The sequence below is a fragment of the uncultured Campylobacter sp. genome (assembly GCF_938031315.1).
Lineage (GTDB): Bacteria > Campylobacterota > Campylobacteria > Campylobacterales > Campylobacteraceae > Campylobacter_B.
Map to the genome: position 1 here is coordinate 1 of NZ_CALHHT010000148.1, position 1842 is coordinate 1842.

The 1842-nt window shown below is 50.8% G+C and carries 2 protein-coding genes; both read left to right on the forward strand.

Features of this window, described 5'->3' with window-relative positions:
• Positions 1-625 (forward strand): DUF6138 family protein (locus tag Q0236_RS04015; RefSeq protein ID WP_297915365.1); only part of this gene is annotated, 625 nt, incomplete at its 5' end.
• 17 nt (positions 626-642) lie between these two features.
• Positions 643-1617 carry a DUF6138 family protein gene (locus tag Q0236_RS04020; protein ID WP_297915367.1) on the forward strand — a complete coding sequence of 325 codons (975 nt, stop codon included), beginning with the start codon at positions 643-645 and terminating at the stop codon, positions 1615-1617.
• The last annotated feature ends 225 nt before the right edge of the window (positions 1618-1842 follow it).

Below are 1842 nucleotides of genomic sequence, written 5' to 3' on the forward strand. Positions count from 1 at the left end.
AATTTCGCTAGCGGGCAAAATTTCAGACGCGCTAAAGCGCCTGATCGCTGGCAAGTTCGGCTCGCAGTACAAGGGCGAAGCGCCGTATTCGCGATGCCCGGTACAGGAGGGGTATTTTGATTTTTTGGGCGTGGAGTGCCGCAAAGCGCGTATTAGGCTCTATCTTGAGGATTTTGACGCGGACAGTTTCAGAGCCGATGCGCCCGAGGTGGACGAGCTTGAGCGCGAGGAGTTTGAGGCTATCGTCCCGCTCATCGCAAAGAGCGCGGAGGAAGAGTCTTTGGCTGAAGCAAATCTGCCGTTTTTTGCGTATAAGCTGGATTTGGTAGTCAAATTTGAAGGCGCGAGCGGGAGCCTGGCGCAGCGCAGCTGCGAGCGTAAATTTTATTTTGAAAACACTGCGCGAAAAGCCGAGCTAAGGCGTAAAATGGACGATTATATAGGCGAGATCATCATCCGCCGCGATAAAAAGATCAAAGACGGCCGCGAGATTTTCGTATTTATGGACCGCATTTTCGATCTTTCGCTTATGGATTACGACGAAACGGCGCTAACGGCGCTGCTTGAGCAGGTAATCGATGCGGTGCAAGACGTCAAAAACAGGCGGCTTTTGGGGATTTTATAATCGCGCTAGAGAATAATCTGCGGCGCTGGAAAGAGGAGAAATTCCTGCCGAAATTTTACGATATTTTAGGTGACGGCTGGAGTAAAGATTACGAGCTTAAAAAGGACTTTGCACCCGAGAATGTAGACGCGGGCGAGCTTGCGTTTTTCGTGCGGGCGGCGCTTTGGAATATCAAATTTAAGCGCTATAGCTGGGATGTGAATCTTGCGCGCAAGGATTTGGAGTGCGCGGCGAAGATTTTCGGCTCAGCTCAGGCGCAAAGCTATCTGGACCGCGGCACGGGCGAGCTTGAAGGCGAGCTAGTAAAATTTAAAGACGCGGACGTGGAGTGTAGCGCAAACGATGTTTTCGCGCAGGTTCGCGCGAAAATCAAAAACGAAACGGCGGACGCGTATAAAAAGGCGCTAAATTTTATCATAAAGCTGCTGCGAGCGGGCTTTGCTGCAAGCTACGCCGTAAAGCTTAGCTCCAAGGCGCAGAAAACCTATCTGCCGATCAAAGGCCTTGCGCCCACGCCCACGCACCGATTTTTCGCCGCCGCGCTCGCGCACGGGCTGGATGGGGAGCTCGAGCTTTACGCGAACGAGGCGCTAAGACACAAGTTTGAGTTCTACGCCGACACGGATGGCGAAAAGTGTTTGATGAGCGGCAGCTACGCAGTTTTCGGTCTCGCACTAAAGAGCGAAAAATACTTTGGTCTCGCGCGGCGCTACTTTGAGACGGTGGATGCCGAGCATCAGAGTGCGCATATAAAATTTATCGAGGCATTTATCGATCGCTACGGTATTAGCGAGCGCAGTTTAGAGGTGATCGTCGCAGGGCTGCCGTCATATCAAGAGGATAAAATTTACAAAAGCTTAAAGGCGCTAATGAAGGGGCCCGCGAACAAGGCTTTGTTTGCGCGCGCGATCTCGGGGCTGAGCGAGCACGAGAAAGAGAGCGCGGCGTATGCCGTGTGGGGTGAGAACTGGCAGAAGGAAATTTTAGGCTGATGGCAGCTTGTCTTTTTTCTTTATACTTCGTTGGGAACTCGGTCGGCTTCGGTCACGTATTTTTACATACGCTCCCTCGCCTCCGTCGTTTCCGCCTCGTCTAAAGAAAAAATACCGCGCCTTAAAATTTGGCGATCAAATTTGGATTAAATTTACAAATTTTTACGTACCGAGTCCCGTATCTTGAAAATGTAAAATTTAACGAGATTAAATTTGCAAGAGCTA